The sequence below is a fragment of the Sulfitobacter sp. CW3 genome (assembly GCF_019392245.1).
In the GTDB taxonomy this organism is placed as follows: Bacteria; Pseudomonadota; Alphaproteobacteria; order Rhodobacterales; family Rhodobacteraceae; genus Sulfitobacter.
On sequence record NZ_JAHXRL010000001.1, the window covers coordinates 608,748 to 635,130 of the forward strand.

Consider the following 26,383-nt stretch of genomic DNA (forward strand, 5'->3'; position numbering starts at 1 on the left):
CGCGCTGAGCAATCACGCGCTATACATTCACCTCTGGCGTGAAGCTTTTAATATTGCTGATGAAAACCTGTTTTATCTCGTCGAGCTTTGATGGCTCGATCAGCGCCCCGTTTACAAAGATGACATTGTGCTGCGTCGGCATGTATTCACTGTCGCGCAGGAATGGATAGAAACCCAGATCGGCGAATTGCTTGGCGACATGCTCGACCGTCTTTTGACCCTCGAACCGTTCGACACGTTCGACCTCGGCCATGGCGAACAGGCATTTGGGCAGCGCCGTCTTTGCACCATCCAAAAGCTGGCTTAGCGCACCTTCGACGTCGATCCACAATGCCGCGCGCGCGTCGCTGAGCGATGGCAAATATTCCCTGAACGCGGGTTCGTTCTCAAGATCGTCAAAGGTGATGCCCGGGACTTCGACGTTTTTGGTGCGGCCGAAATCGAGGTTCCGCAGGATCGAATTCGAGGTCTTCGTATGCCCGCGTTTCCTGTCACGGTCTGAATCGCTTAAGACCAGGTTCAACGGGCCTGTCTTATCCGTCAGCGCATAGTTTAAGTATAAAACGCCGACATCTTCGGCCAAGGGCCCGAATTTTGCATAGTTGAACGGGTTTGCCTCAATCGCGACGGCTTTGCGGCCCGGTTTGGCGCGCATAAACCGTTTGGACGTCGGTGCGCGGTGTGCACCAAGTTCAAGGATGCAGCTGACGTTTTCAAGGGTGATCATCTGGTTGAAAACACGGACAAGTTCCTGGTTTGAGTATTGCCGGAACGCGCGGTCGTATTTGGCCACCATATCATCCTGAAATGCGGCCTGCCCGGCCTCGAAGTCCTGATATGCCATCTGCTGTGCCGTCCCCGTCTTTACCTATCGTGATCTGCTGTCCATAGTTCACACGTAACAGCGCCGATATAATTTTCCATGCTCAATGATGTGATTATGGACCTAAGGCAGTCGTCTTGAAAGGACTTGAAATGACCAAGTTGAAAATGTCTTCGGCGCAGATGGTGCAAGCCGCGCGGGCACGGATTAAAGAGATCGAAACCCCCGATCTGATCGCCATGTTAGAGGATCCTGAGGTCGTGATCGTCGATTTACGCGACATCCGGGAACGCCAGCGCAGCGGCTATATTCCGGGCAGTTTTCATGCGCCCCGGGGTATGATCGAGTTCTGGATTGACCCCGACAGCCCCTATTTCAAACCTATCTTTGGCGAGGATAAGAAGTTTGTTTTCCACTGTGCATCGGGGTGGCGATCGGCCATCACGACCGCGACGTTGCATGATATGGGGTTCGAGGCCGCACATCTGCGCGAGGGGTTTTCGACATGGGAAAAGCACGGCGGCCCGGTCGAATTCCCTGAAAAGAAAGACTAAACAGGGTTTCGCGCCTGTGATATGCGTGCGGGACCACGACAAAAGGCATGGCACATGACATCTATTCTGATCCTGAACGGACCCAACCTGAACCTTCTTGGCACGCGGCAGCCAGCGGTTTACGGGTCAACAACATTGGCAGACGTCGAAGCGATGTGCCGGTCCCATGCTGACACGCTCGGCTTTGCGCTAAGCTTTGAGCAGTCGAACCACGAGGGTGTGATGATCGATCATATCCATGCAGCCAAGGGCACGCATGCGGGGATTATCCTGAATGCGGGCGCATATACCCATACCTCGGTGGCGCTGATGGATGCGATTTCGTCGGTCGAACTGCCCGTGGTCGAAGTCCACCTGAGCAATATTCACGCCCGCGAAGCCTTCCGGCACAAATCCTATATCGCACCGGTGGCTTTGGGCCAGATTTGCGGGTTCGGGGCGCAGGGCTATGTACTGGCGCTGGATGCTCTTAAGGGGCATTTGGCCAAGTAATAGGCTGATCTAAAACGCAAAATCCTGAAACTTAAAAAGGCGGAAGCGCATCTGCGCCCCCGCCCCTCAATCTTGATATCGGATCGCTTAGCCTTTGGCGGCCTTTGCAACTTCTGCAGCGAAATCTTCTTTGACGACTTCGATGCCTTCGCCAACTTCCAAACGTACGAAACCAGTGATGGTTGCGCCGGCTTCTTTTGCGGCGGCACCCACGGTCAGGTCAGGGTTCACAACAAACGCTTGGTTCAGCAATGTCACTTCGGACATGTACTTTTGCATACGGCCAACGATCATTTTCTCGATCACGGCGTCAGGCTTGCCGGATTCGCGTGCGATATCCATTTGAACCTGCTTTTCTTTCTCGACCACGGCTGGGTCCAGATCGGCTTCGGACAAGGACGCAGGGTTAACAGCGGCGATGTGCATCGCGATCTGTTTGCCAAGCGCTTCGTCGCCGCCGGTCAATGCGACCAGAACGCCGATTTTGCCCATGCCGGGTGCAGCAGCGTTGTGCACATAGGATACAACAAGGTCGCCATCGATGGACTGCATGCGGCGTACCGACATGTTTTCGCCGATTGTCGCGATTGCGTCTGTGATGACGGTCGAAACGGGCTTGCCGCCCATGTCGGCTGCGTTCAGCGCGTCGATGTCGGACACGTTTACAGCGACGTCAGCAATGCCGGAAACCATTTTCTGGAAGTCTGCGTTTTTGCCAACAAAGTCGGTCTCGGAGTTAACTTCGACTGCAACACCGTGGCCGCCTTCGACTTTAACCGCGACCAGACCTTCTGCAGCGGTACGGCCGGATTTTTTGGCCGCTTTGGCCAGACCTTTGGTCCGCAGCCAGTCAACGGCTGCTTCCATGTCGCCGTCTGTTTCAGTCAACGCCTTTTTGGCGTCCATCATGCCTGCGCCTGTCGTGTCGCGCAGTTCTTTGACCATGGATGCTGTGATTGCCATCGCTTTGGTTCTCCTTGAATTGGGATGATATGAGGGGCACGTTTGCCTGCACTCATGTCTCAAAAATGTAATGGTTTCACGACAGGCAGGGGAATGTCCCCTGCCCGCCCCTTAGCGATGTCGCTTAGGACTTAGCCGCTTCTACAGTTTCCTGCTTGGATTCGATATCCAATGGTGCGTCGGCGCTCATTGCGTCGTTGGAAACAGTTTCGGTGGATGCTGCGCCAACTTCAACGCCGCCGTCTACCAAAGCTTCTTCCTCGGGTGCTTCTTCCATGGCACCGATGTCAACACCGGCTGCGCCGAGTTGAGCGGACATACCGTCAAGCGCTGCACGTGCTGCAAGGTCGCAATACAGACCGATGGCGCGTGCCGCATCGTCGTTGCCTGGGATGATGTAGTCGATGCCGTCTGGCGAGCAGTTGGTGTCGACAACCGCAATAACCGGGATACCCAGTTTGTTGGCTTCGGCGACTGCCAGTGCTTCTTTTTTCACGTCGATGACAAAGATCAGGTCAGGACGGCCGCCCATTTCGCGGATACCACCAAGGGATGCTTCCAGTTTGAACTGGTCACGCTCCATGCCAAGACGCTCTTTCTTGGTCAGGCCGGTAAAGCCGTTTTCGGACTGCTCGTCGATGGATTTCAGACGCTGGATCGACTTGGAAACAGTCTGCCAGTTGGTCAATGTGCCACCCAACCAGCGGTGGTTCATGTAATACTGTGCGCATTTTTCGGCGGCATCGGCGATGGGCTGTGCGGCCTGACGCTTGGTACCAACGAAAAGAATGCTGCCGCCTTTGGCGACGGTGTCACGGATGACTTGCAGGGCCTGATCCAGCATTGGAACAGTCTGTGTCAAATCCATGATGTGGATGCCGTTACGCGCGCCATAGATGAATGGACCCATACGTGGGTTCCAACGCTGCGTTTGGTGGCCGAAGTGAACGCCTGCTTCAAGCAATTGGCGCATGGAGAACTCTGGAAGAGCCATGTCTTTATACCTTTCCGGTTTTGCCTCGTCGGGGGTCTCGATCCCTTGTTGGGACCAACCGGCGGACATTCAAGGATTTCTCCCTCAAAGGCCCAACCCCGACTGCGGGTTTAAGTAGCGCGCGTATAGGACGGTTTTTGACGATGCACAAGGGGTGTTTCATTGGGATTGCGGCACATAAGAAACGCCATCCCGTCTAAAAAAGGGAAATCCACAAAAACCTTCTCGCAGAAGTTGATGCGCCTTAATGTTTGCTGTTATGGGGTCACCATTGCGCGCTTTTATGGCCTGTTTCAATGCTCAGGGAGCTTATTTCTTTTGGACGATCCCATCCCGCTGTCATTCCGCGACACCCCTGCATCCAAGGCAGCGCCGATGATCGAGGCGTTCGCCCGTGATGTGCAAAATATCCTTGGAGAGCAAGGCTATTTGATCAATGACCGACTGTTGAAGTTATTGATGGCGGCACGTGATGCCCTGCGGATGGACGATGTTTGTATCACACAAATCAAGAGACGGCGGGTGCGCGTTCTATGCGCCACGCCATCGGATACCTGGCCGCAATCTGTCGCGCTTAACGATATAGATATGTACACCACGGGGCAGATCATACGGCAACAAACCATGGTCGCATCAGAAGCGGTAAACGCAACGCCGATTACCAAAACGGTGGATCTGACCGGACGCAGCCCCGGGCGGTACATCGGGGCCCCCATTTTATTTGACGGCACAATCTGGGGCACGGTCGAGATGTCAGGCACGGCGCAGCCTGACGGTTTCAGACCAGATGAAATTACAGCCGCCGTATTTCTTGCTGCTGTTCTATCGGTGCCGCTGGCGCTGCTGTCCTGATCCTAACGGCCCAGCAGGTCGATCTGGTGACCTTCGCGGACAATGCGTTCGCAGGTCACGGCAAGCGCCTTGCGGTCTGAGAAATCTATCACCTTAAGGGGCGGATGATAGCGTGTGATCACCCGGCCGTGTTCCTTGGCCGCGAGGGTGGCCAGCAAATGCGAACCAAACGACATATCCCCCCACCAGCCATAGAACCGGTCATCTGATCCGTTCGGCGTGCTATAGGTCACGCTGACAGGCTGTATCCAGATCACATCGCGCAGTTGCGGGGCCATGAAGGCCTGAAAAAGCGTGGTCTTGAACGGCAGAACCTGTTGCCCGTCGGTGCTGGTGCCTTCGGGGAAAAACAGCAAACGGTGGTTGTGCAAAAGCCGCTGTTGAAACAGTTCGGTTTGTTCGCGCGCGCGCTTGGGGTTGCGTTCAATAAAGACGGTGCCGGTGGCACGGGCCAACCAGCCAATACCGGGCCAGCCTGCAACCTCGGATTTGGCCACGAAATAGATCCGCTGGCTTGCGTTCAGCGAAAAGATATCCAGCCAGCTGGCATGGTTTGCCACCACGGCACCGGGGTGCTGCATCGCTGTGCCGATGCGGCGGCGGCGCAGCCCGATGATCCAGAATGCCGTGCGGCAGACCGCTTGGGTGATGTAGGGCGACACCGGCCTGCCCTGCCCGTATAGTGGCCGTTCAACCAGCCGGATCAGCATCAAGACGATCAACCCGACGGTCACAAGCAACGCGAGGGCCACACCGCGCACAAGGATACGCAGCCACCCCATCGGGCCAATGCTGTGTTCCAACAGCGCCTCTGAGCCGTCCCAACGGGGGCTCATTTTACCGCTCCGCTGTAAATGCGGGCGTGACGGTCGCTTAGCTTGGCGGTGTCCATGATCAGGCACACGTCGGTTGTGTTAAATTCATGATCAATAAACGCGCCGTCCCCCACACATCCGCCAAGACGCAGATACGCCTTGATCAGGCTTGGCACCTGTACCATGGCAGGCCGGCGGTCCAGCTTTGCGGCGGGGATGATGTTCATCTCTTGATGTGCCTCGTCGCGGGCGCGCACCCTTAGGTCGGGCGGCGCAAGATGGTTGTGATAGAGCAGCGACAAGGGCTGTGCCAGCGCTGAAATATCTGTCCCGTGAAAGCTGGCCACGCCAAATAATATCTCGATCTGATGCTGGGCGACATAGGTCGCAAGGCCGGACCACAGATGATGCATGGCCGCCCCGCCGCGGTAATCCGGATGCACACACGAACGCCCCAATTCAAGCACGCGGCGGCCCGAGCGTTTGAGCGGCGTCAGATCATATTCGGCCTCGGAATAGAAACCACCTGCCCTTTCGGCGGCCTCGGCCCGCAAAAGCCGGTAAACGCCCACGACCCGATCCGTTTTTTTGCAAGACAGGATCAGGTGATCGACAAAATCGTCGTAGTGATCTTTTTCAAGCTGTTGATCATGGTCAACCAAGGCCCCGCTGGCACCCAATTCCGTCACAAACACATCATAGCGCAAACGCTGCGCCGCGCGCAGGTCAGCCGGCGTTTGTGCCAGCTTAAGCTCAAAATCTGAGGCGGTTCCAAAGTTCAATGATGTGTTTCCTTGGGTTTGGTGGGGCGAAGCCGTGGTTTTCTAGGGGTCTTGCTGGTATTAACCGTTTGCTAACGTAGAGCTGTCACCAAAGACAGGCGTCAAACCGACCCGGAAACTATCTATGACCATTTTACCTTCGCTGCGAAAGTTAACCGTTACTTTGCCATGTATGTTACTTTGCACTTGTCCGACACCCCAGTCCGGGTGCTGCGGATGCCGAACCAACATGCCTGGCGTCAAAATGGCATTTAGATCATCCATGGGATTTCCTTTAGCGGGGGTGGCAAAACATGCCTAATTCAGAGATCGAACTTGCAGCATTGGTGGGCAGCCGCATTTGCCATGATTTGATATCGCCCATCGGCGCGGTCAACAATGGGTTGGAACTGCTTTCGATGGCGGGTGCCGGATCAAGTTCGGAAATGACCTTGATCGGCGAAAGCGTTGACAGTGCCAGCGCGCGGATTCGGTTTTTTCGCGTGGCCTTTGGTGCCGCTGAAAATCAGGTTCTCGGCGCGTCTGAAACCAATGGTATTTTACATGACTATCATTACAACACCCGCTGGAATGTAATATGGTCCCCGACGGATCCGCAACAACGCACGGATATTCGCATGTGCTTTCTGGCATTGCTGTGCATGGAAACCGGCATGCCTTATGGCGGCACAATCACGGTCAAGACGTCGGGTGGCAAATGGACTTTGACCGGTCAGGCAGACAAGCTCAGCATCGACCCGGAACTGTGGTCCGTTCTGGCCACTGGACAGCCCGCGATCAAGTTGCGGCCTGCCCAGGTGCAGTTTGGATTGCTGCCAGTCATCGCACGCGACGCGGGCAAACAGATCACATCACAAATCCTCGAAAACAAAATTACCCTTTCGTTTTAGGGTGTTGCCGTTTTGGTTGCTTTAGCTGCGAACAGCACCGTCCCCACGCACAAGATATTTAAAGCTGGTCAGCTGCTCGGCACCCACAGGGCCACGTGCATGCATCTTGCCCGTGGCAATCCCGATCTCGGCACCCATGCCGAATTCACCGCCATCGGCGAACTGCGTTGACGCGTTATGCATCAGAATTGCGGAATCCAGACGGGTCATGAACTTGGTCGCCGCCGCATCGTCTTCGGTGATGATGCAGTCGGTGTGGTTGGACCCGAATTCACGGATATGCGCGATGGCCCCATCAATATCGGGCACGGTCTTGGCAGCGATGATCATGTCCAGATACTCGTGACCCCAGTCATCATCGGTCGCGGGTACGGTGCCCTCGATCTCGGACAGGGGGGCAGCGGCGCGGACTTCGACACCAGCGTCGATCAGCGCTTTGATCACACCTTTGCCGATGGTGCGCGCGACTTTTTCGTGGATCAGCAAACATTCGGCAGAGCCGCAAATGCCGGTCCGGCGGGTTTTCGCGTTCAACACAACCTTCAGAACCTTTTCGGGGTCTGCGGCCTCGTCGATATAGATATGCACGATCCCTTCGAGATGGGCAAAAACCGGCACGCGGGCCTCGCGTTGGACAAGACCGACCAACCCTTTGCCGCCACGAGGGACAATCACGTCAATCGTGTCGGTCATGGTTAACATTTCGCTTACGGCAGCGCGGTCACGGGTGGGGACAAGCTGGATCGCGTCCTTGGGCAGGCCAGCTGATTCAAGCCCCTGTTGCAACGCGGCGTGGATGGCGCGCGAAGAATGAAAGCTTTCCGAGCCGCCGCGCAGAATGACGGCATTACCGGCCTTGAGACACAGGGCACCCGCGTCAGCGGTCACATTGGGGCGCGATTCATAGATCACCCCGATCACACCCAATGGCGTGCGAACACGTTGGATGTGCAGACCGGATGGCTGGTCCCATTCGGTCAGAACCTCGCCTACGGGGTCTTTTTGGGCGGCGATGCTGCGCAAGCTTTCGGTGATCGCCCTGATCCGGCCTTCGTCCAGCAAAAGACGGTCCATCATCGCGTCAGACAGCCCCTTGTCGCGGCCAAATTCCATGTCCTGCGCATTGGCCGCCAGAATATCAGCACGCGCATCCCACATGGCGTCGGCGGCGTTTTCAAGGGCAGTTTGCTTTTGCGCGGCGCTGGCAAAACCAAGGGTCGCGGCGGCTGCTTTGGCGCGGCGGCCAATGTCTGCCATCAACGCGGGAATGTCGGATGTCTGTGTCATGTCCAAAGTCATTGTCTCAGATCTACTTTTCTTCATTTCGGTTACAGCACTACCTAAAGCCTTCGGCGAGGATTTTAAACCATTTGGAAATCAAGATAGTGCAAGATCATCCCGGTGGATCAGTGCGGCACGGCCCGGTGACCCCAAAAGGTGTTCTATTTCAGTGCTTTGGCGGCCTTTGATGATCTCGGCCTCGTGAGAGGAATAGCGCGTAAGCCCATAGCCGATCGGGTGACCATCCGGCGTCAAGATCGAAATACTGTCGCCCCGTGCGAACGGACCCTGCACCGCTGTCACACCAGCAGGCAGCAGCGATTTACCCCGAGACATGGCCGCAACGGCACCGGCGTCAAGGGTCACACTGCCGCGTGGTTTCATCGCAGTGATCCACAGTTTACGTGCCGTCTGGGGGTCGGATTGCGCGGTAAACCACGTCGCATTCGCGCCGTTTTCCAGGGCAAACAACGGGCGTAGGGGCGACCCTTCGGAGATGGCCATGGCGCAGCCCGCGGCAGTTGCGGTTTTGGCGGCCATCAATTTGGTTTTCATCCCGCCCTTGGATAGACCTGAGCCTGCATCACCGGCTTGTGCCTCGATCTCGGGGGTGATGGTGGTGACGGTTTCATAGCGGATGGCAGCCGGGTCATCGTTGGGGTTCGCCGAATAAAACCCGTCAACATCCGAGAGCAAAATCAGCTGATCCGCCCCCACCGTCACCGCGATTTGTGCGGCAAGGCGGTCGTTGTCGCCAAATCGGATTTCATCGGTGGCAACGGTGTCATTTTCATTGACGATTGGTACTGCGCCTAGCGACAACAACTGCTCCATCGTGGCGCGGCTGTTGAGATAGCGGCGGCGGTCGGCGCTGTCTTCGAGGGTGACCAACACCTGCGCTGTGGTGATGCCGTGGGGTTCAAGCGCCTCTTCGTACGCGCGGGCAAGGCGGATCTGGCCAACGGCGGCGGCCGCTTGGGATTGTTCCAATGCGAGTGTTGTAGCGGGCAACCCCAACACGCCGCGCCCCAAAGCGATGGAGCCTGAGGAGACGAGCACGACATCTTTGCCCTGCCCCTTGAGCCATGCGACGTCTTGCGCAAGCGAGCGTAACCAATCGGCGCGAAGCTTGCCCGTCGCCCGGTTCACCAACAGGGCCGAGCCAATTTTAACAACAATACGTTTGCCGTCGCTTAGGGTGCCCAAGGTGCTTCTTCCTCGGCGGGGCGGAACCGCAGGCGGTCATCGTCGATCTGGCCGCGCAATGCACGCAGCACGTCGGTCACGCCTTCGCGGGCGACGCCAGACATCATCATGACCTCGCCGCCGCAGGCTTCTTCCAATTCGACGCGGGCCGCTTCGCGTTCTTCTTCGTCCAATGCATCGATCTTGTTCAACACTGTCACGCGCGGCTTGTCGGCCAGATCACCGCCGTATTTTTCAAGCTCGGTGATGATGGTTTGGTAATCCTCGGCGATGGTCGCAGAGGTGCCATCGATCAAATGCAACAGAACGGCGCAGCGTTCCACGTGGCCCAGGAACAGATCGCCAAGGCCGCGCCCTTCGGACGCACCTTCGATCAGGCCGGGAATGTCGGCGACCACAAATTCGGTGTTATCCACGCCCACAACGCCCAAATTCGGGTGCAAAGTTGTGAAGGGATAGTCGGCGATTTTCGGGCGCGCGTTAGAGGTTGCAGCCAGAAACGTGGATTTGCCCGCGTTTGGCAGGCCCAAAAGCCCCACATCGGCGATCAGTTTCAGGCGCAGCCAGATCGTGCGTTCAACCCCTTCTTGGCCGGGGTTGGCGCGACGTGGCGCTTGGTTGGTGGCCGATTTAAAGTGCAGGTTGCCCCAGCCGCCATTGCCGCCACGTGCCAGTTCAACGCGCTGGCCCAGTTCTGTCATGTCGGCGAGAACGGTTTCCTGATCCTCGTCCAGCAATTCGGTGCCGACGGGGACGCGCAGAATGATATCATCGCCGTCTTTGCCGGTACGCTGCTTGCCCATGCCGGGCTGGCCGTTACGGGCGAAAAAGTGCTGCTGATAGCGGAAATCGATCAACGTGTTCAGACCGTCCACGGCCTCGGCCCAGACGGAACCACCGTTGCCACCATCACCACCATCGGGGCCACCGTATTCGATGTATTTCTCGCGGCGGAACGACACACAGCCGCCCCCGCCTGCGCCAGAGCGGATGTAGACTTTGCACAGGTCGAGAAACTTCATTTCAGGGGCCTTTCCGGGGCGCGGCAGATCACAGTTTGATGCTATATGTCCATGTAGGTACGCAGGTCTCGCGCGCCAGACAATAGCTTTCGGCAGTCCCGAGATAGCGGAAACCTGCGTTTGTTAATACTTTGGCCGAGGCGGGGTTGTCGCGAAACACCGAGGCGAACATGTTCTTGTTGCCAAGCGGGTTGGCCTGAACCAGCGCTTGCACGGCTTCGGATGCCAAATGGGTGTTCCAGAATGCGGGTGCGACCCAATAGCCGACCTCGGATTGGTCGCGGTCCATTTTGACAAGGGAAATCACCCCCATGACTTCTGCACCGCCGGTTTTCAGCCCGTCCATAACCCACACGTCTTCGACACGCTCGTCGCTGGTGGCGCGTTTGATATAGGCGTCGATCACGCCGGGGGGCAGCGGATGCGGAATGGCGACCGTGCTCATCGCGACGCGGGGATCGCTGGCGTAAAGTTCGATCATCCCCAGATCAGAGCGGCGCACAGGGCGCAGGTCAAAGCGTTCCGTTTCAATTACGGGCTGTGGTGTGGATAGTTTCAGAATTTCCACCGTCATGTTCCTCCTCCGAACAGTACGAATAGGACTGATGCAACTGTCAGACCGGCCAAGGTCCACATCAGGTATTTCTCCCAGATGGTGCCGGCGACGGTCTTTGCAATAGCTGCCCCTGCAAGTGTCCAAAGGGGGTGCAAAGCGATCTGACAGCATAGCAACACGGCCGCGACTGTCGCGGTGGCAACCAAGGTCGGCGTGCCGGGGGCGACAAAGGCGGTAAAGCTGCCGACGATCATCGCCCATGCCTTGGGGTTCAGCGGGTGCACAATCAGCCCGGCCAGAAATCCGGGGGCATTTTCGGTTTCGTGCCCCAGCCCCAGCCGCAGGTTTGCAACCTTCCATGCCAGCCAGATGATATAGGCCGCCGAGGCGAATTTCAGCGTGGTAAACAGCAGTGGCGCACGTTCGGCCAGTTGCATCAGGCCAAAGCCGATGGGCCAGATGATCAGTTGTTTGCCCAACACCACGCCTGCCACGAACGGCAGCGCGGCGCGAAATCCAAAGCGCGCGCCGGTGGCCATCATCGCCATGTTTGCCGGGCCCGGTGTGCCAACCTGACTGAGGGCGAATACCGCCAGTGATGCGATTGCGACGCTCATGACAGTTTACCTGCCGACAAGAATGTCCCTGCGGCCACGCATTTTGCGCGCGCCGCGTTGCCAATGATCCGGAAAGAGCGTTGTGGCAGTGTCATCTAGCCCTTCCTTTCTGGACAGAGAGATTGAACAATTGATTAACAGCAAAAAAGGACCGGCGTTTCCGCCGATCCCCGAATTTTTTTAAAACCCTAGTAGGTACGGCTTACTCTGCGGCTTCTGCCACTGGCAGGACCGAGATAAACGTGCGGTTTTTCAGACCCTTGTGGAACTGAACCTTACCGTCGACCTTGGCAAAGATGGTGTGATCTTTACCCATGCCAACGCCTTCAGCTGGCCAGAATTTTGTGCCGCGCTGACGCACCAGAATGTTGCCGGGAATAACAGCTTCGCCGCCGTATTTCTTTACGCCAAGACGACGCCCTGCGGAGTCGCGACCGTTACGGGATGAACCGCCTGCTTTTTTATGTGCCATTGGTGTCTCTCCTTAGCCTTTTGCCAGTTCTTTGGCCTGTGCGATCCAGTCTTCACGACCCACACGACCTTTGAACGACAGTTTCTCTTCGATTGCTTCTACGTCTGCATCTGTCCACGCTGCGATTTGTGCAAATGTGGTGACGCCTTCGCCGTTCAGCTTGCCAACGATGACGGGGCCAACGCCAGAGATCTTGCTCAGATCGTCTGCGCCTTCAGCTGCTGCCGCTTTTTTGGCTGGCTTTGCTTTGGCTGCCTTCGCGGGCTTTTCAGCAGCAGGTGCTGCCGCTTTTTTCTCTGCTTTGGTTTTCTTCGCAGGCTTGGCTGCGTCAACCTTGGCGGCTGCGTTGGATTCGATGGCTGCAACGGCTGCTGCGCTTACCGAACCTGTACCGATGGCTGCTTTTGCGCCGGACTTGCCTGCGCCAGATGCCATGATCTCGCCGATTTTAACCAGCGTCAGCTTTTGACGGTGGCCCTTGGTGCGCTTGGAGGAGTGCTTCCGGCGGCGCTTGACGAAGTGGATGACTTTCTCGCCCTTGATCTGGTCAACAACTTCGGCCTGAACGCCGGCATCGTCTACCATAGGGGAACCAACAACAGGGCTGTCGCCGCCCAGCATCAGAACTTCGTTGAATTGGACTGTTTCGCCCGCGTCAGCAGCCAAACGTTCTACCCGAAGCATATCGCCGGATTGAACTTTGTACTGCTTGCCGCCTGTCTTGATGACCGCAAACATGCGTATTCCTTTTTCGCTTTCGCGTCCTGTGGTCCCCAGAGCGGGAGTTTTCGGGCCTAGGCCCACCTCGGACAGCGCACCCCATTTCGGGATGATCATAAAATAATAAAGGCATCCAAGACGGATACCTTTGGGTTGAGAGCTGCCAAATGCACCACCGCCGCCTTTATGTCAAGCGGCGAACCGGGGTTTTAGGGGCTAAAGCTCCTCTGCGACCATATTCAGCGCGACGGCCCGGCCCAAGGCATATGAAATCTCTGCATAGGCGGCACCATAGCCGTCAAACAGTGCCCGGTTCAGCGCAATCCCCGCCTTGGTTTGTGCAAAGGCTATATAATGGTCCAACGACGCATCATCCAGCGGTGAATAGGCCAGCAACAAATAACCATAAAGCCAGCCTGTGGTGTCCTCGGTAATCTCGTCTTGCTGTTCGCCGACCTCTGCCAGCATTTCCTGCTCGGTCATGTCCACGGCACCACCATCGGCCAAACCCCGCATGAACTGATAGTTCGAATTCATCGCGGCGGTTACATTGCGGTCGATCATATCACCGCTGTCGATCAGCGCGGCAATCCGGGCCAGCCGCGGATCATCACTGCCTTCGACCGCGGCAAACTTGGTGCGGGCGGCGTTTTCGATGTCTTGGTCACTGATGGCGGCACGCGCGGCGTTCTCCAGCGTGATGACCTGTGCGCCGACGCCCGAGGCGAAGAAATCGATCGTCTGCTCGCGCATGTCACCTTGCAGCTCGGCCTCAAGAAAACCGCGCAAGGTTTCGGTCATCCGTTGCGGGCTGTAAATCGCATCGACCTGCAACTGCCAGCCGGGGCCCCCCTGCCCATTCAACATTTCCGCGTTCAGAGTCTGGGCATACTCCAACCCCTCGGTCTGCAAGATCACCGCGACTTCTTGGATCTTGAGAACATCCATCATGACCTGCGCCCGTGCGTCGGCCCACAGCGGTGCAGCCAACAGCCACAAAAGCGGCGTAACAAATAATAGACGCATCATAGATCCTGACTGGGCTGCATGCCCGCCAAACGCTGCGCTACTGCCTCGAAGCGGTTGGCCATAATTTCGTATTGCACCGCATTCATCAGGGCATAGACCTCTTGCATCTTGGGGTGTTCCAGCGCCTGCGCATAGGCCAGCACCTCTGCGTCCGAGAACGCCTGATAGGTATAGGCCGATCCTTCCAGCGCGTTTTTCTTGATCGATACGCGCATCTCGGCCTCTTGGCTGCGGACGGCTTCGCGCAGGTCGGGTTCTTCCATTTGCAAGCGGATGACCCCTGCCCCAGCTGCGGCCATCAAAAACCTGATCTGCACCTCTTGGATTGCCCGGATCGAACTGTCTTCCACATCGCTTGCCGCGTTCAATTGCTCTAACAACGCGACACGGGCGGGATTAACCCGCTGCAATCCGCTCAGGATCGCGGCACCTGCCTCTGACTTGGCCGCGCCATCCTCGTTCATATGCGATGCGTTTTCAGCAGTAACCAACCGTTTGCCCAGGTCCGACGCATAGAACGCCGCCGCATGCTCTAGCGTATCATCACTTAGCGTTTGCGTCAGAATGTCAGAGCCCATCTGCAACATGACATCCGTGTCAAATACCTCGCGCACCAGCCGCGACCATTCAGACCCGAAGGCCTCCGCATCAATACCCAGCATATCAGGCGCTGAATCGGCCGACAGCCGGATGCTTTCCAGTGCCACGCCAAATCCCGTCACCTCAAGAAACGCATCAACGCGCTCCCTGTCAGCAGCATTGGAGGGACCTGCGAAACCGGTCATCCAGACCGTAGCTGCCAAAATGACCAAGTGACAAATTTTCTGAAGCGCCTGCATCGCGTGATCCCATTATTATCATCCCCCCTTAATCTAGGACAAATCAGACGCGCAGCAATGAAAATCCCCGTGACCCAGAATTATACCGCCGCCCCCCTTGTCAGCCCGTCCAATCGGGACTAAACGAGCGCACCACACCGATGCGGAGAGGTGCCGGAGTGGTCGAACGGGACGGTTTCGAAAACCGTTGAGCCTCTAAAGGGTTCCCAGGGTTCGAATCCCTGTCTCTCCGCCATTACCCCCATTCAAAATTGGCACTATTCGAGAACTTAGTTTTCAGCGGCCTATGTGGCGGCTGGGATGTTTTGTGATCAGCGCGGCCAGTTTTGGTGGCGGCGCTGGTGTCGGCTTACGTCTTGGTAAGCAGCGTTTGCAGCGCCAGCAGTTCGGGCTGGCGCAGTTCGTGACCGCCATCGTGGATTTCTGTGGTCACCTGCGCGCCTTGTGCATCAAACCAGTCGATCAAACGCTGGCTTAGCGGCCACGGGCAAATCGGGTCGTGTTTGCCTGCGGTGATCAGAACGCGTCTGCCAGCAAGGCCGGGGGTCGGGGCTGGTTGCCACGGGATCAGCGGGTGCAGCAATCCGATGCGGTCGAATAGATCAGGTTGCGCCATGGCCACCGAGGCGAGGATGTTGGCCCCGTTCGAGTAGCCAAAACCATAGACGGGCGAGCCGGGGTGCTTTGCCTTATGGGCCGCGACATAGGCCGCCATTGCGGTAGTACGCTTGGCAAGATCGTCCATGTCATAGACGCCTTCACCGGTGCGCCGGAAGTAACGTGCAGCACCGCCTTCGGAAACATCACCGCGGGGCGACACGACCCCTGCCCCTGGAATGATCGATCCCGCCAGATCAAAGAACTGGGTCTCGTCGCCACCGGTGCCGTGGAACGCAAAGATCAACGGCGCGCCGGCATCAGGGGATTTCGTCAATGCATGAAATGTGTCGGTCGTCATGGTGGTCTCCTTATCCGTCAATCGCTGGCAGCAGGCTTTCAATCTGGGCGCGGTTTGCCTCGTAACGGTCGGGCAGTTTCAGCGCCTGACCCAATTGCGCGGTATCCTCATCACGGTCAAAGCCGGGCTCGTTGGTGGCCACTTCGAACAGCACGCCGCCGGGGGTCCGAAAGTAGATCGCCCAGAAATAATCGCGGTCTATCACTGGGGTTACCTGATATCCGGTGTCCATCAACGCCTGGCGCACCTCAAGCTGTGCCGCGCGGTTTTCGACGGCAAAGGCGATGTGGTGCACCGATCCGGCGCCCTGCCCTGCGGTTTTTGCGCCGCGCAGTTCTTCAACGTCGATCGTATCCGCCGCGTTGCCGCCTTCGATCCGGTAGCGTGTCACGTCGCCTACGGTTTCATCTTTCTGATACCCCATAAAGCTCAGCAGCTCACCGGTTGCCGCCGCATCCCGCAGGGTGAAACGCGCGCCGTGAAAACCTAAGATGCCCGCCTCTTCTGGCACATCTGCACCGGTCCAAGGGGTCCGGTCGCGCGCTTCGCTTTCGACCAGCGCAAAGCCGTCGCCATCGGGCCCGTCAAACCGCAGACGGTTTTCGCCCAGAAAACTGCTTTCGGACAGACCGCCGACGCCGTGGTTACCCAGCCGCTCTTTCCAGAACGGCAACGCCCCCTTGGGTACGGCAAATTCGGTTGTGCCCACCTCGCCTGTGCCGCGACGCCCGCGCGGCATCTGACCGAAAGGGAAATATGTCATCACGGACCCGGGTGTGCCGATCTCGTCGCCATAATAAAGGTGATAGACGTCTGGCTGGTCAAAGTTGACGGTCTTCTTGACGCGCCGCAGGCCAAGGGTCTGGGTGAAAAACCTGTTGTTCTCTGCCGCATCGGCTGCCATCGACGTGACGTGGTGCAGGCCTTTGATTTGCTTGATCATGGTGTCGCCTTTCAAGTCATCCAATTCTGTTGCAGCCAATATAGCGTGGGGCATCATTATTAAGAATGGATATGTTATTGCATTAACTGTTGTCGATATTGCAATAATGGCCCATGCAAGACATCAAACCAATCAGAGTATTCTTGAAGGTGGTCGCGCTGAGCAGCTTTGCCGCAGCCGCCCGCAGCCTGAACATGACGCCAGCGTCGGTCACGCGCATCGTTGCCAAGCTGGAGCAGGATCTGGGCCAGCAGCTGTTGGTGCGCACGACGCGGCAAGTGGCGCTGACCAGTGCCGGCGCGATGGTGGCGGCGCGTTTTGGCCCAGTGGTCGACAGCTTTGATCAAGTCACCGAAGAGATCACGCGCGCTGTGCGACCGGATCGTGGACGGTTGTCTATCAATGCGCCATTGTCGCTGGGGGTGCGGTTGCTGCCCTCGGTGATTGACCGGTTTAGGCTGGCCTATCCTAATATCTTGGTCGATGTGACGCTGACCGACCGGCTGGTGGATGTCGTGCAGGAAAACTGTGACCTTGCCATTCGTGTATCGGGCCCGCCCAGCGATAAATCAACGATCTGGCGCAAGATTTGCGAGGTGCCCCGCCATGCGGTCGCATCCCCGGCCTTGCTTGAACGGATGCAGCGGCCCGAGACGCCGGATGATCTGAACCCTGATTTTTGTATGTCCTATACCTCATCCGGGAAGGCCGAGGATTGGACGTTTCGCAAGGATGGAATAAAAAGAACGATCACGGCGGGAGGTGCTATAACGTCGAATAACGGAGATTTTCTGTATTCGCTGGCGAGACTGGGGAACGGAATAACCGTGCTGCCGGATTTCATCGTTAACGACGGGATCGCCGCCGGAGATGTGGAACCTTTGTTGACCGACTGGGTCATTTCGCCGCTTTGGCTTACGCTGTTTTACCCGCCCTATGACGTGCTGCCGCCCTTGGTGGCCACCTTTACGGATTTTTTCGAGGTACATCTAAGTGAGGCCACGGAATTTGCCTTTCACACAGAGAAAACAAGGCCCGGCAGTTAGGCGGCACAGGCTGTGCGGCTTGGCGATAACACGCAGCCGCCGTCAAGAAACGTGGCTGATTACCCCATATAATACGGGCAGCACCACCACTTTCGGCGGATCCTTCAGGCAGTCTTAGAATTGCCAATATCGTCTTTTATGAGGGTGGCCAGTACTGACAACAAGCATAGAAATCTAAGTATTATTACCGCATGCAAGGTGGTTAAGTTTCCACCAGAAGACGAAATTGGCCGAGCTGGTCTTGGACTGAATGAGGATACGATGACCCGCATTAAGGCAATTATTATTAAAATATCAGCGACGACGGTGGCTGTCGCATGATGAAACCCCCAGCCCCGGCGAACGAAGCCGAACGATTGGCGTATCTGCATCGTTTGGGCCTCGACCTCTCGCTTACCTTTGAGGAAATTGATGGGCTGTGCGACGTCGCATCGAGTTTGACAGGGGCACCGGTTGCCTTGGTGACTTTGATTGACGAGACCGAGCAGAACATTCTGGCGGGGGTCGGCTTGGGTGATGTGAAACAGACCAGCAGGGATGTGTCGTTCTGCGCGCATGCAATCATGCACAGCGAACAATTCGAAGTGAACGACGCGCGGGCCGATCCGCGGTTTGCTGATAATCCGTTTGTTGCAGGTGCCCCGGGTTTCCGGTCATATCTGGGGACGGTTCTGGAACCCGAGGATGAAATCCGGCTTGGCACGTTATGCGTGCTGGACACCGAAGCAAAAACCTATTCCGACGACGTCAAAGCAGACTTGTCAAAGATTGCCAAAGCGATCACCGCGTTGATCGTTTCCTACCGTGAAAAGATGGATTTAATCGATTATTCCAAAGAGCTTGCGATGCGGAACTCGGAAATGGCCGCGCTGACAGATACCCTGCGAAGTTCGATGGAAAAGCTTGTTGCCGCGGAAAACACCAAGAACGAATTCGTGTCGATTGTCAGCCATGAACTGCGTACGCCTTTGACCTCGATCAAGGGCGCGTTGAGCCTGATGAGGAATGACGCGCAGCAGGCCGGATCATCAAAGACCCAACGGTTGATTGAAATCGCCTGTCAGAACAGCGAGCGGCTTCTTTCGTTGGTCGATGACATCCTTAAACTGCAAAAGAACGAGTTCGGCACACCGCAATCCAGCTATGGCCCCGTTGACCTGAGCGAACTGATCGAGACATCCGCCGAGGCCTATCGCAGCTATGCCGCCGACAGGAATGTGACCCTGAAAGTGTCGGGGACCGGTCCGTCTTGCGTTGTCTCAGGCGACAAAGCCCAACTGGATCGGGTGTTGGCCAATGTCCTGTCTAACGCGTTCAAATTCTCGAAACGGGGGGGGCATGTCGAAATCAGCCTTAACTGTGCCAAGGATGGCCCGCAGATAGCGGTCAAAGACGACGGTGTGGGTATTCCAGAGGGGTCCAAGGAAAAGGTTTTCGGCCTCTTCTCTCAGGTGGACGGTTCTGACACGCGATCGCAAAGCGGGACCGGGCTGGGGATGCACATCTGTAAACAGATATTAACGCAGCATAACGCGAGCATCGACTATGAAAGCGAACTTGGCGTCGGAACAGAATTTACGATCCGTTTCCCTGCGACCGGCCCTCAAGATACCGCCAGCGAATAGGTGTTTAGCCATCGCTTATCCCCCCTCGATGATGCGCGACTGTAGCCAGATCAGCGAGGGATAGGAGGCGATCCAGAACCATAAAAAGCGGTTCAGACCAAACAGCCACGCATTTGCCAAATGGAACGTAGCCGCCAGTACCAGCGCCGCGCTCAGGACTGTCGCGTTAAGGAAGCTTAACGGGAATAGCACCTCAAAGAGCATGACCGCCCAAGATGCCCCCCACAGCAGCCGTGGCCAGTTGGCCAAACCGCGCAGTTTTTCTGCAACGGGATATGCCGAAAAGCTGAACACATCCGCCAGCGCACGCCCGCTGCGCCATTCGGGGTTCACGATCTTGACTTGGCCAGAGATGAAATATGACAGGATGACCTGTATGCCCAGATATCCGAATGTGGCTTGTGAAAGTAATCCCGCTGGCAACCAACGTGACAGGCACAGGCAGTACAGGATCAACAGCCCCATGCGATCGCTGCCGCCATTATAGGGCCCTTGAAAGCGGTGCAGAACAAATAAGCTATGGACGCTGAGCGCGAGCAGAACCCACTGGCTGTGCAGCCCTGTCAACAGCGCAACGGCGAGGGTGGCGCGGGGAATAAACAGCAGCCGCGCCGTGTGCGAGCCCGATATATGTTCGGCTGATTGCTGTAAAAAGGCGATGGCCAGCAGGATTTCAGTGGCCCCCAACGCAAAATCCAACGTCATCGGGGTGCTGCACCGGCGACAGGGAATGGGGTGGACAGGAACAGGATGTCTTGGGAAATGCCGGTTTCATCGCGGGACATGAAAACCAGACGGAATTGCGCCGCGCTTACGTGGCTATCCGCGGGGCGCTGTTCGAGGTCATCTAGAATGCGGCGCGATATTTCGTTGATACTGTGGGGCGTTGGATTTTCGGCAATGCGTTCTGCGCAGCTTACCACAAATAACGCATCATTTCTGCGGGCATTCCAAAACAACCGGGCAAACATCTGCACCGCAGGTATCGCCACGGGGCGCGGTCTGAATTCCTGCCAATCGCCCAAGGCCACACCGCCCTGTGACAGCACGGTCCATTGTACCCGCGGCGATGGTTCAATCGTTTGGAAAAACCGCCAGGACGGCAGCAACACAGGTAGAACAAGCGACAGGGTTTTCAGCATGACCAGAGTTAACGATCAGGCCATTAACATCACGTGAATTCGAGAACCCGGTGTTGCGCAGACGCGCGGCAGGCACCCTTTGGCGAAAAGGGTGCCTGCGTTGCGCCGGTTTAGTGGACGGTTTCCGCGGTCAAAAGCCGCGCTTCATGGGCGCGCAGCAGGCGGCGGGCGGCGACATAACCCGACAGCCCTTCAGGTTTCTGCAACTCGGGGAACAGCGCCAGTATTTCATCGCGTTGCTCTGACAGAATGCCCGCCATCGAATGTTCACCCGGTTGAAAGCTTTCTGCCCATGCGCCATCTGCAAGCACCACCTCGTGATGGTCGAACATGACGTGGATATAGCTGACCCGCGCGGGGCGGGTTTGTTCGACCCCGTCCAGCCCGACAAGATGCTTGGCCGCGACCAGAACTTCGCGTTCGCTAAACATGACCTCGGCCTGATTGGACGTCACCAACATCCGGTGGTTCGGGCTGACCGCCATATCCCATTGCGGGAGATTGTTGCCCAAGGCCCCTGCCCGGATCACAATCGGATTAAAGTCGGGCGTCGCGGCAAGGTCTGAGCGGCTAAGGTTCCGGCGGCCGATCCAGCGGACGGGCTGCAAGCCGTTGTCGCGGGTGATCACCTGATCGTCTACTTTCAGCTGCTGCACAGGAATTTCACCGCGACGGGTGGCGATGCGCGTGCCGGGCGTAAAGCAGATTACGATCTCTTCGATCTCGGAATAGGTTGTTGTGCCAGTGACGTTCCCATGGGTATCCCGGAATACGATCTTGCCGGATTCAGGACCGTCTTTCGTCAATGTATAAAGCGACTTATCGAGGCCGGTCAGATCGAGAACATCAATATCCTGCCCATCGGCGTCTTCGCCGCCGACAATCGTGTGGTTGCCACCCGAGGTAAAGTTGATCAGGTCGGACCCCTGCCCGCCCTCGGCCAGATCGTTGCCACCGCCGACGGTCAGCGTGTCGTTACCTTCGCCGCCAAACATCTGATCGCTGCCGTCACCGCCGTCCAGACTGTCATCGCCGCCTTGGCCCAGCAGCGTGTCATCGCCCAACCCGCCCAAAAGCGTGTCATTGCCAGCCTCGATCGGCACTGTGACCGGTTCGTCGATCAGATCGCCGGACAGGGTAAAGCCTGACTGTGTTGTACGTGTTTCTAGGGTGAATTCAATGAACTCGCGGTCCTCGAACTGGCCAGAGAACCACGAATCCTGATCGTTCGGGTCGTTCTGTTGTGTGCCCGCGGCTGTCACGTTGCCGTTTTTGGTGGTCACGATCAGCGCAGAATCGTCGCTGGTCGCAAAGGCGGTAAAACTATCGGCATCCAGCGTCACGGATTCCTGATCGCCAACCCTGTTTCTGTCCAGGTCATTGAACGTCGCGGTCGAGTTCAAAGAGACAGGCGCACCTGTGACCGGATTAAAGAATTCCAACCGGAAGGTCACCTTTGCCCCGCCGTATTTGGTATTGGACCCTTGCCCCGAGTTCAAAAGGATTTCAGACCCTTCGCCCCCTGCCAGGCTGACCGGCATATTTGAATTGGTTGTGCTGACCAGAACCAACCGCCCGTAAACCGGCGTTCCGTCAGTCAATGTGGCGACGTCGCGGTACACGACCGCATCGCCCGGCATCGCATTGCCGACGGAGTTTGAAACGCGGTTGTCAAACGACAGCGTAACGGGCGTTGCGTCATTGCCGGGTGCGGTGCCTATGCCCGCATCGCCGAATATAACGTCATTGCCTGCACCGCCGTCGATCCAGTCATCTGCGCCTTCGCCGGATATGCGGTCATTCCCGGCACCAGTTGTGATCTGGTCGTCTTCAGCCGTGCCCTGAATAGTATCAGAGCCCGTAGTCCCATTGATCGTCGCCATCAAAGCAGCCTTTTAAGTATCTCTGCGGGTGAACGGTTCAGCAGCGAACCGGTTTTCAAACGCAGCAAAATTCTTCGTTTATTTATATGCAAAGCATTCCTTACAACAGCCAGTACTCGAAAATGTGATCGGTTTTTTACTGTCTTTTCAGGTAACTATTGAGAAAACTTTAACAATTAATCATGAGTTGTGGGCGTGATTACGCTGAGCCACAACCAGTGCGGGTTATAGTGGGTAAAAGTAGGCGCGCCAGATTCCGATGAACATCAAAATACTGCCGATATTGACCCAGAGGTGCCAAATCGCATACCGCATCGGCATGGTCTTGCGGGCATAAAAAGTCGTCCCCACGACATAGGCACCCGCGCCCGCAATGACGCACCACAGCGTTTCTATTGGTACCGTTTTCAGATCGGGCAGCGCGCATAAACCGATTGCCCCCAGCCCGAGGTACGATGCAGTCGACCAGCGCGATTTCACCTGTTCATTGGTGATTTTGTTCCAAATCGCCACGACAGTCAGACCCCAACACAGGCACAACAGAAAGATCGTCCATGGTGTCCCCGCCTGGACAAAGAACGGCGTGAAGGTACCCGCGATGCTGGGATAAATAGCGGCATGATCGATGCGGCGCAGCTTTACGCGCTGTGCATGCAAGGGCAGGAAATGATAGGACCATGACGCCAGATTAGATGCCAATGCGCAAAGCGCGTAGACCCAAACGGCAATGATCTGCGCTGTGCCCAACTGCGCTGTGGCCTTGGTGATCAACGCGCTGCCTGCACCGAGAACCAGCATCAATCCGAAAGCGTGAACCGCCATATCCGCACGGCGATGGCGCGGGTTTGAGCTCGGGAAAGTTGTATTTGTCATAGGTGTCTCTGGCAAAGCTTGCGACGTCGGTAGCCGCCGCCCTGCCCAAAGTCCACCACGCCGGTACGTCAGCCCCGTTAATTTTACGCGGCTGGCGCGGGTTTGCCTGCTAAAATGGCTTCGATCAGGATTTGAACGCGCAGCGCTTCGGGCAAGGTGGCCAGACGGTTCGGTTTGCCGTCGATCAGCAGGACCAGATCGTCCAGCTGGGCGCGCAGGCTGGTCGCACGCGGGTCTGCGTAATCCTCAACAATCGGGGTGAAAGGGCCCCCCGTCGACACATCATCAAGGTAGAATTCCGAGATGCGCCTGCTGGCCTTGGTCCCCTTGATGGTCAATTCCTGACGGTCGGGTTGCGCACCGCCGACACTGCCCATGATAGTGACCGGTGCGCCCGATGCCGATACCAGCCGCGCGGCAACATGGGTTTCACACAACGCACCACCTGCGGGATAATCGGGTTGCGCCCAAACCAGTTCCAACGGCCCTAAGATGCGTTCGGAAAAGAACAGAAAATGCGAGATAACCTCGCGGGTCATGCCGCCTTCAGCACGAAAACGCAGCCAATCGGCGGCCTGCTGCCACGCGCGCGGCCATGCGGCATAGGTCACGATAATATCCGCGCCTGCCAATTCGCCAAGTTCGCCTGCCTTGGCGGCGGCATGAACATCCGTCAGGGCGGCACCAGCAGCTTGGGTAAAGTTAACCGCAGCAGGCACACCGAACGCACCGATTTTTGCCACAAGATCGCGGCTTTCTTCGATGTCGATGCCCAGCGGTTTTTCGAGGAACACAGCCTTGCCAGCCTCGGCAGCGGCCAAGGCATAGGCCTTGCGCGGTACGGGCGGACAGGCAAGATAGATCAGATCGGCGGCGGCAATCGCGTCTTCTGCGGTAGCGGCCAGCGTGACATCAGGCGCGGCAGCCTTGGCTGTGCTGCATGCCGCATCGCTGGGGTCCCAGATCGCCACGACCGAATATGCGGGATGCTGCTGCATATGATCCAGCATGCGCTGCCCCATGATGCCCAGACCGATGATTGCTGTTTTGATTGTCATGACGTTCCCCGAATTCCAGATGCCCGTTTCCCGTGCCCCCCTGACCAATTCGTCCAAGGCGGCCAAAGGCTTGCGTTGTCTTGACCTAGCACAGGAACATCCCAAACAGCGAGCCGAAAACCCACCCCCTAAAATATGAAACCCCCGCATAGCGCGGGGCCATGCGGGGGTGAAATCTCTGGGGTGTTCTGGACGCGGTTTAGCGCAGAACGACTGCCTGTGCGGCAATGTGGCGAATTTCGCCGCGCGCAATGCCGATATCGGCCAGATCGCGGTCGCTCATTGCGGCAAGTTCGCTAAAGGTTTGACGTTCGGCGCGCTTTTGGGCGCGGTTCGCGCGATAGCCTTCAATCAGGCTGTGCATTTTTGCAGCTACGTCAAAGCTTGGCGTGGTTGTTGTTGTATAGCTCATTTTTTTTCTCTTTTCATCTTCGGTTTGCGGTGGCCTATCCACCGCAACGGGTTGGTGCTGCTTTTTGATCCCTAAGGGAGGGTCGGGATCAGTCGCAGGAATTACGCAGGAACGGCCCCACGTGGTGTTTTCGCAAACAGGCCGCGCAGTTTTACGGATGCTTTGGTAGCGAGCGATGCGAGGAACGCGCTGCGTTCTGCATTGGCCCGTGCAAGGATCCGGTCAACTTCTGACGGTGTAGCGGTACGGTATGTAACGTTGGTAGTCATTTTCAGCTTTCCATTTCTGGGCTTCATTGCCCGTGGGATGCATATGTGCCTGACCATGCAAAGGTGCAAACCATAGTCGATATGCAGTTTTTGCATGGCTTGTCGGGCGGCGGGATGTTGCCGATTTCGGGCTGGTTTTCAGGCACAGAATGGCCACATACCCGCCTTGGGATGGACAGAGTGGCACGTGATCTTTATCCGGCCCGCGAGATAGACTTTCGCACCCCTACGGAGCAATCAAATGGCCCAAAGCATACCCACCCCCGTCAAGGCCGCGCCTGCGCCATCAAAACCAGCACAGCCCCAGACAAATGTGCCGGTTTTCACGGATTACGCCAGCATCTGACGCGTGACACCGGACGTCGGACGCGGTAAACTTTGCGCCATGTCCGAACCTGTTTCCTCTATCCGTAATCTTGGCCCCGCTTTTGAACAAAGCCTGGCCAAGGTTGGCGTCCACACCGCCGATGAACTGCGCGACCTTGGCGCAGACGCCGCGTATGAAATGCTGCTCCGCGCCGGACACCGCCCGCATTTCATAGGGTACTATGTGTTGGTGATGGGACTACAGGGCCGCCCATGGAATGATTGCAAAGGTGCCGAAAAGAAAGCCTTGCGCGTCAAGTTCGACGCGATGAAGGCACGGGCCATTGACCCGGCCCAGTCGGAATTTGAACGTATGATGGACCAGATTGGCGTCAGAACGCTCAGTTCATAGCATACAGGTCGCACACCCTCCCTCGACCCTTGACCTTATAGGAACCGGACCGTCCCATGCGCGTTGTTTAGTGAACAACATGCATATGAGGGCCCCATGGCGCTAAACCCCACCACCGAAAATGATCTGGACCGCCTGCACCGGCTGGCCCGCAGAATGGATTATGCGTTTCGCATTCCGCTGCTTGGCGTCCGCTTGGGTTGGGATTCAATCTTGGGTCTGGTGCCGGGGGTCGGCGATGCGCTGGCTCTGGCCCCTGCCGGCTACATTATAAAAGAGGCGCATCGCATGGGCGCAAGCAGCACCGTGCTGGGCCGGATGGGGGCGAATGTTGGCATAGATTTGGTGATCGGTGCGATTCCACTGATCGGTGACCTGTTCGACATCGGTTGGAAGGCCAACACCCGCAATGTCGCTTTGCTTAGCGATCACTTGGCTGATCGCAGCGTCGCGCTGGATGTGGCCACGGGGCGTTTGTCCTCAGATCAGCCCCGCTTGCGCGGGTGAACGGCTGATACGAAAAAGGGCCGCAGTTTCCTGCGACCCTTA

General features: G+C 57.1%; 33 protein-coding genes and 1 tRNA gene. 10 read left to right on the top strand and 24 right to left on the bottom strand.

Annotated features, from left to right (window positions below):
* Positions 1-19: 19 nt before the first annotated feature.
* Positions 20-844, bottom strand: a complete 825-nt coding sequence (locus KZZ06_RS02745) for an FkbM family methyltransferase (RefSeq protein ID WP_219578480.1) — start codon at positions 842-844, stop codon at positions 20-22.
* Between the two features lie 131 nt (positions 845-975).
* Here KZZ06_RS02745 and KZZ06_RS02750 point away from each other — a divergent pair, with 131 nt between their 5' ends.
* Positions 976-1,377: a rhodanese-like domain-containing protein gene (locus tag KZZ06_RS02750; RefSeq protein WP_219578481.1), complete on the top strand. Its 402-nt coding sequence runs from the start codon at positions 976-978 to the stop codon at positions 1,375-1,377.
* A 54-nt stretch (positions 1,378-1,431) separates the two neighbouring features.
* Positions 1,432-1,869, top strand: coding sequence for a type II 3-dehydroquinate dehydratase (gene aroQ, locus KZZ06_RS02755; RefSeq protein ID WP_219578482.1), 438 nt, complete (start codon positions 1,432-1,434; stop codon positions 1,867-1,869).
* A gap of 87 nt (positions 1,870-1,956) precedes the next feature.
* Here aroQ and tsf read toward each other — a convergent pair whose 3' ends face one another.
* Both tsf and rpsB read right to left on the bottom strand, forming a co-directional pair.
* Positions 1,957-2,832: a translation elongation factor Ts gene (tsf, locus tag KZZ06_RS02760; RefSeq protein ID WP_219578483.1), complete on the bottom strand. Its 876-nt coding sequence runs from the start codon at positions 2,830-2,832 to the stop codon at positions 1,957-1,959.
* Positions 2,833-2,956: 124 nt separating this feature from the next.
* Positions 2,957-3,826, bottom strand: coding sequence for a 30S ribosomal protein S2 (gene rpsB / locus KZZ06_RS02765; protein ID WP_219578649.1), 870 nt, complete (start codon positions 3,824-3,826; stop codon positions 2,957-2,959).
* A 318-nt stretch (positions 3,827-4,144) separates the two neighbouring features.
* Here rpsB and KZZ06_RS02770 point away from each other — a divergent pair, with 318 nt between their 5' ends.
* Positions 4,145-4,678 (top strand): GAF domain-containing protein, encoded by a 534-nt coding sequence (locus tag KZZ06_RS02770; RefSeq protein ID WP_219578484.1) that lies wholly within the window; start codon positions 4,145-4,147, stop codon positions 4,676-4,678.
* A gap of 2 nt (positions 4,679-4,680) precedes the next feature.
* Here the strand turns inward: KZZ06_RS02770 and KZZ06_RS02775 are convergent, their stop codons facing one another.
* The 3 genes from KZZ06_RS02775 to KZZ06_RS02785 are packed head-to-tail and all read right to left on the bottom strand — an operon-like array spanning position 4,681 to position 6,539.
* Entirely contained in the window at positions 4,681-5,514 is an 834-nt protein-coding gene (locus tag KZZ06_RS02775; protein WP_219578485.1) for a 1-acyl-sn-glycerol-3-phosphate acyltransferase, read from the bottom strand.
* Positions 5,511-6,275 (bottom strand): GNAT family N-acetyltransferase, encoded by a 765-nt coding sequence (locus tag KZZ06_RS02780; RefSeq protein WP_219578486.1) that lies wholly within the window; start codon positions 6,273-6,275, stop codon positions 5,511-5,513. Before KZZ06_RS02780 ends, KZZ06_RS02775 begins: the two co-directional genes overlap by 4 nt.
* Positions 6,276-6,335: 60 nt before the next feature.
* On the bottom strand, positions 6,336-6,539 hold the full coding sequence (locus KZZ06_RS02785) for a DUF3553 domain-containing protein (protein ID WP_219578487.1): 204 nt from the start codon (positions 6,537-6,539) through the stop codon (positions 6,336-6,338).
* Between the two features lie 29 nt (positions 6,540-6,568).
* Here KZZ06_RS02785 and KZZ06_RS02790 point away from each other — a divergent pair, with 29 nt between their 5' ends.
* Entirely contained in the window at positions 6,569-7,165 is a 597-nt protein-coding gene (locus KZZ06_RS02790; RefSeq protein ID WP_219578488.1) for a histidine phosphotransferase family protein, read from the top strand.
* 21 nt (positions 7,166-7,186) lie between these two features.
* On the opposite strand, the gene KZZ06_RS02795 is transcribed toward KZZ06_RS02790, so the two are convergent.
* The 9 genes from KZZ06_RS02795 to KZZ06_RS02835 all read right to left on the bottom strand — a co-directional run bounded on the left by KZZ06_RS02795 (position 7,187) and on the right by KZZ06_RS02835 (position 14,853).
* On the bottom strand, positions 7,187-8,488 hold the full coding sequence (locus KZZ06_RS02795) for a glutamate-5-semialdehyde dehydrogenase (RefSeq protein WP_219578489.1): 1,302 nt from the start codon (positions 8,486-8,488) through the stop codon (positions 7,187-7,189).
* A gap of 54 nt (positions 8,489-8,542) precedes the next feature.
* Positions 8,543-9,652 carry a glutamate 5-kinase gene (proB, locus tag KZZ06_RS02800; protein ID WP_219578490.1) on the bottom strand — a complete coding sequence of 370 codons (1,110 nt, stop codon included), beginning with the start codon at positions 9,650-9,652 and terminating at the stop codon, positions 8,543-8,545.
* Positions 9,640-10,674, bottom strand: coding sequence for a GTPase ObgE (gene obgE / locus KZZ06_RS02805; protein ID WP_219578491.1), 1,035 nt, complete (start codon positions 10,672-10,674; stop codon positions 9,640-9,642). The genes proB and obgE overlap by 13 nt, the downstream gene beginning before the upstream one ends.
* 28 nt (positions 10,675-10,702) lie before the next feature.
* Complete coding sequence (locus tag KZZ06_RS02810) at positions 10,703-11,248, bottom strand: GNAT family N-acetyltransferase (RefSeq protein WP_219578492.1); 546 nt, start codon at positions 11,246-11,248, stop codon at positions 10,703-10,705.
* Complete coding sequence (locus KZZ06_RS02815; RefSeq protein WP_219578493.1) at positions 11,245-11,847, bottom strand: LysE family translocator; 603 nt, start codon at positions 11,845-11,847, stop codon at positions 11,245-11,247. The genes KZZ06_RS02810 and KZZ06_RS02815 overlap by 4 nt, the downstream gene beginning before the upstream one ends.
* A gap of 202 nt (positions 11,848-12,049) precedes the next feature.
* Positions 12,050-12,319 carry a 50S ribosomal protein L27 gene (gene rpmA / locus KZZ06_RS02820; RefSeq protein WP_008225807.1) on the bottom strand — a complete coding sequence of 90 codons (270 nt, stop codon included), beginning with the start codon at positions 12,317-12,319 and terminating at the stop codon, positions 12,050-12,052.
* A gap of 12 nt (positions 12,320-12,331) precedes the next feature.
* Positions 12,332-13,057, bottom strand: coding sequence for a 50S ribosomal protein L21 (locus tag KZZ06_RS02825; protein ID WP_219578494.1), 726 nt, complete (start codon positions 13,055-13,057; stop codon positions 12,332-12,334).
* Between the two features lie 198 nt (positions 13,058-13,255).
* Complete coding sequence (locus KZZ06_RS02830; RefSeq protein ID WP_219578495.1) at positions 13,256-14,065, bottom strand: hypothetical protein; 810 nt, start codon at positions 14,063-14,065, stop codon at positions 13,256-13,258.
* Positions 14,065-14,853 (bottom strand): DUF2059 domain-containing protein, encoded by a 789-nt coding sequence (locus KZZ06_RS02835; protein ID WP_219578496.1) that lies wholly within the window; start codon positions 14,851-14,853, stop codon positions 14,065-14,067. Before KZZ06_RS02835 ends, KZZ06_RS02830 begins: the two co-directional genes overlap by 1 nt.
* 198 nt (positions 14,854-15,051) lie before the next feature.
* On the opposite strand from KZZ06_RS02835, the gene KZZ06_RS02840 reads away from it, so the two are divergent.
* Positions 15,052-15,142: transfer RNA gene (locus KZZ06_RS02840), tRNA-Ser, on the top strand.
* 114 nt (positions 15,143-15,256) lie between these two features.
* Here KZZ06_RS02840 and KZZ06_RS02845 read toward each other — a convergent pair.
* Both KZZ06_RS02845 and KZZ06_RS02850 read right to left on the bottom strand, forming a co-directional pair.
* Positions 15,257-15,865 (bottom strand): alpha/beta hydrolase, encoded by a 609-nt coding sequence (locus KZZ06_RS02845; RefSeq protein WP_219578497.1) that lies wholly within the window; start codon positions 15,863-15,865, stop codon positions 15,257-15,259.
* A gap of 10 nt (positions 15,866-15,875) precedes the next feature.
* Positions 15,876-16,808, bottom strand: coding sequence for a VOC family protein (locus tag KZZ06_RS02850; protein ID WP_219578498.1), 933 nt, complete (start codon positions 16,806-16,808; stop codon positions 15,876-15,878).
* A gap of 113 nt (positions 16,809-16,921) precedes the next feature.
* Here KZZ06_RS02850 and KZZ06_RS02855 point away from each other — a divergent pair, with 113 nt between their 5' ends.
* Together KZZ06_RS02855 and KZZ06_RS02860 are read left to right on the top strand one after the other, a co-directional pair.
* The gene (locus KZZ06_RS02855) at positions 16,922-17,854 is read left to right on the top strand and encodes a LysR family transcriptional regulator (protein WP_219578499.1); all 933 of its coding nucleotides are present in this window, start codon (positions 16,922-16,924) and stop codon (positions 17,852-17,854) included.
* A 317-nt stretch (positions 17,855-18,171) separates the two neighbouring features.
* Positions 18,172-19,479 carry a GAF domain-containing sensor histidine kinase gene (locus tag KZZ06_RS02860; protein WP_219578500.1) on the top strand — a complete coding sequence of 436 codons (1,308 nt, stop codon included), beginning with the start codon at positions 18,172-18,174 and terminating at the stop codon, positions 19,477-19,479.
* 15 nt (positions 19,480-19,494) lie between these two features.
* Here the strand turns inward: KZZ06_RS02860 and KZZ06_RS02865 are convergent, their stop codons facing one another.
* The 7 genes from KZZ06_RS02865 to KZZ06_RS02895 form a co-directional block, all read right to left on the bottom strand.
* Complete coding sequence (locus KZZ06_RS02865) at positions 19,495-20,184, bottom strand: HTTM domain-containing protein (protein ID WP_219578501.1); 690 nt, start codon at positions 20,182-20,184, stop codon at positions 19,495-19,497.
* Positions 20,181-20,621, bottom strand: coding sequence for a hypothetical protein (locus KZZ06_RS02870; RefSeq protein ID WP_219578502.1), 441 nt, complete (start codon positions 20,619-20,621; stop codon positions 20,181-20,183). Before KZZ06_RS02870 ends, KZZ06_RS02865 begins: the two co-directional genes overlap by 4 nt.
* Positions 20,622-20,731: 110 nt before the next feature.
* Entirely contained in the window at positions 20,732-22,504 is a 1,773-nt protein-coding gene (locus tag KZZ06_RS02875) for a Hint domain-containing protein (protein WP_219578503.1), read from the bottom strand.
* 225 nt (positions 22,505-22,729) lie between these two features.
* Complete coding sequence (locus tag KZZ06_RS02880) at positions 22,730-23,377, bottom strand: hemolysin III family protein (protein WP_219578504.1); 648 nt, start codon at positions 23,375-23,377, stop codon at positions 22,730-22,732.
* An 83-nt stretch (positions 23,378-23,460) separates the two neighbouring features.
* The gene (locus KZZ06_RS02885; protein ID WP_219578505.1) at positions 23,461-24,435 is read right to left on the bottom strand and encodes a Gfo/Idh/MocA family oxidoreductase; all 975 of its coding nucleotides are present in this window, start codon (positions 24,433-24,435) and stop codon (positions 23,461-23,463) included.
* Between the two features lie 199 nt (positions 24,436-24,634).
* Complete coding sequence (locus KZZ06_RS02890; RefSeq protein WP_219578506.1) at positions 24,635-24,847, bottom strand: DUF1127 domain-containing protein; 213 nt, start codon at positions 24,845-24,847, stop codon at positions 24,635-24,637.
* A gap of 101 nt (positions 24,848-24,948) precedes the next feature.
* On the bottom strand, positions 24,949-25,116 hold the full coding sequence (locus KZZ06_RS02895; protein ID WP_257884167.1) for an RSP_7527 family protein: 168 nt from the start codon (positions 25,114-25,116) through the stop codon (positions 24,949-24,951).
* A gap of 45 nt (positions 25,117-25,161) precedes the next feature.
* Between KZZ06_RS02895 and KZZ06_RS02900 the strand changes: the two genes are divergently transcribed.
* The 3 genes from KZZ06_RS02900 (at position 25,162) to KZZ06_RS02910 (ending at position 26,341) form a co-directional block, all read left to right on the top strand.
* Positions 25,162-25,491 (top strand): hypothetical protein, encoded by a 330-nt coding sequence (locus KZZ06_RS02900; protein WP_219578508.1) that lies wholly within the window; start codon positions 25,162-25,164, stop codon positions 25,489-25,491.
* 10 nt (positions 25,492-25,501) lie between these two features.
* Complete coding sequence (locus KZZ06_RS02905; protein WP_219578509.1) at positions 25,502-25,834, top strand: TfoX/Sxy family protein; 333 nt, start codon at positions 25,502-25,504, stop codon at positions 25,832-25,834.
* A gap of 96 nt (positions 25,835-25,930) precedes the next feature.
* On the top strand, positions 25,931-26,341 hold the full coding sequence (locus KZZ06_RS02910) for a DUF4112 domain-containing protein (RefSeq protein ID WP_219578510.1): 411 nt from the start codon (positions 25,931-25,933) through the stop codon (positions 26,339-26,341).
* The last annotated feature ends 42 nt before the right edge of the window (positions 26,342-26,383 follow it).